A 2,338-nucleotide genomic window follows, 5' to 3' on the forward strand; every position below is an offset into this window, starting at 1 on the left:
TGTTAGCGCCGGGCGATTTTAGCCGCTAATAGTCAAACTATTTTGACCAATCCCGGTCACCGAATAATGGCCACCGTGCCTCCCCGCCGCCACTACGCTGGTGGTGCCAACACGCCGGCGTTAGGAGGACCATTGAGGTGAACGAGAGACACGATGACCTACAGGAGATTATAGACGCGGCGCTCCGGGAGATGGCCGCGGAGGAGGGCGACGGGTTCGACCCGCAGGCATGCAACCTCGCGGAGTTCTGCAGGAGGACGGGGCTCACCCGCTCCCGTGCGAGGACGGTCAGGGCACACGGGTTCAGGGCCCTGCCCCACGGGAACAGCGGGAGGAGGGCCGCGCCGGGCGTGCTCGCCGGCCACACCGGCCTGGTGGACGACCTCCTGCGGAAGGGCGTCACCAACTCGCAGGTGATATTCGAGCGGCTGCTCGGCCAGGGCTACGCCGGCGGCCTCACCACGGTGAAGACCTACATCGCCGCGCACCGGGACCTCGTGCCCGCGAAGAGGCGGCAGGCGGCCCCGCAGGGCTGCCGCGGGCAGCGCTTCAGGACGGCGCCCGGAGAGGCCTACCAGATGGACTGGGGCTTCGTCGCGGTCGAGCGCCCCGGCGGCGAGCGGGCGCGGATCGCCTGCTTCGCCATGGTCTGCCACCATTGCGGGGGCGCCCACGTCGAGTTCTTCCCGAACGCGCGCCAGGAGAACCTCCTCATCGGGATGCTGCACGCGTTCTCGGCGCTGGGCGTGCCCGCGACCGTGCTCACCGACAACATGAAGAGCGTGGTCGTCCGCCGCGATGCCGACGGCCGGCCCGTCTGGCAGGCCGACTACGCCGAGTTCATGGGCGTCGTCGGCTTCCGCACCAGGCTGTGCAGGCCGCGCCACCCCTATACGAAGGGCAAGGTGGAGAGGCTCGTCCGCTTCGTGAAGGGGAACTTCCTCGCGGGAAGGTCCTTCACCGACCTTGACGCCCTCAACCGGGAGGCCGCCCTCTGGTGCGCCGAGCAGGGAGGCCGCTGGCGGCGCGCGGCGGCATGCGTCCCGATGCGCGAGCACGAGGCGGCGTGCTCGGCGAACACCAGGCCGCTCGAGGTCACGGCCGAGGTCGAGCGGTACCTGTGCCCGCGCCGGAAGATCTCCTTCGACGGCTTCGTGAGCTTCGAGGGGCACCGCTACGGCGTGCCCTACTGGTACGTCCGCCGCGAGTGCAGGGTGAACCGGGAGGGGCGCGTGGTGCACATATACAGCGACGACCTCTCCCGCGAGCTCGTCGCCCACGCCGTCGGCACCGGCGCCGACAGCTGGTGCGAGGGGCAGTGGGAGACATCGCCGGCGCAGCCCGAGGAGCTGCCGACCCAGCCGGTGGGGACCGTGGTCGAGCAAATCGCCCCGCCCAGGACGAAACCCGGTTTCGAGAGGTTCGACTTCGGGAGGGCCGAATGATGGCGGGCGCGGGGGCGAGCCCCTACGAGCTCGCGAGCGACGCCGCGTCGAGGCTCGGGATCGCCGTCGGGGCGGAGGAGCTCGCGACCCTCGCCTCGGACCTCGACCTCGGCGACGGGGAGATGGCCGCCGTGGCAGCCACCTTCTCCTACCTTGCGGAGAAGAGGAGGCTCGCCTCCATCGAGACGCTGCTGAGGCTGAGCAGGCTGCCCAGGCGCGAGCCCAAGACCTTCGAGGGCTTCGACTTCTCCAGGATCCAGGGCCGGGACGCGGCCGCGCTGGGCAAGCTCCCGTCGCTGGCCGACCTCTACGCGCACCGCAACGTCGCCTTCGTCGGGCCCGGCGGCATAGGGAAGACGCACCTCGCGCAGGCCTACGGGCGCGAGTGCTGCATGCGGGGGCTCAAGACCTACTACATAAAGGCGACCGAGCTCAGGGACAGGTTCCAGAAGGCCGTCCAGCGGGGAAACACCTCGCGGGTCGTCTCCTCGCTCGTCAAGCCGTCGTGCCTCATCGTTGACGAGGTGGGGAGATGCGTCTACGACAGGCCGTGCACCGACCTGTTCTTCGATGTCGTCGACAGGCGCTACGAGAAGGAGGGGCCGAACGCGATGGTCCTCACGAGCAACATCGCCCCGAGCGGGTGGGATGAGTTCTTCACGGGCGACGACACGCTCCTCTGCGCCCTCGACAGGCTGTTCGACAAGGCGTCGGTGTTCGTGATGCGGGGCCCGAGCTACCGCGGCAGGGGGCTCGACACCTACTCGGTGGAGGCCGTCCCCCAGGCGGTGAAGGTGAGGGGGATCCAGCCCGAGGGGATGTAGGGAAGCGATAGGAAAGTCATAGATGCGGGCGTGTTGGCTAAAATGGGTCGGCCGGGATTGGTCAATCTC

The 2,338-nt window shown here is 69.0% G+C and carries 2 protein-coding genes; both read left to right on the plus strand.

What is annotated here, in order from left to right; all coding sequences use genetic code 11:
* The first annotated feature begins 137 nt into the window (after window positions 1-137).
* Complete coding sequence (gene istA, locus AB5Z25_RS10785; protein WP_035138955.1) at window positions 138-1,445, plus strand: IS21 family transposase; 1,308 nt, start codon at window positions 138-140, stop codon at window positions 1,443-1,445.
* Window positions 1,442-2,269 carry an ATP-binding protein gene (locus AB5Z25_RS10790; protein WP_006234068.1) on the plus strand — a complete coding sequence of 276 codons (828 nt, stop codon included), beginning with the start codon at window positions 1,442-1,444 and terminating at the stop codon, window positions 2,267-2,269. Before istA ends, AB5Z25_RS10790 begins: the two co-directional genes overlap by 4 nt.
* The last annotated feature ends 69 nt before the right edge of the window (window positions 2,270-2,338 follow it).

This window comes from Collinsella aerofaciens, from assembly GCF_040910325.1.
Taxonomy (GTDB): Bacteria; Actinomycetota; Coriobacteriia; order Coriobacteriales; family Coriobacteriaceae; genus Collinsella; species Collinsella aerofaciens_BL.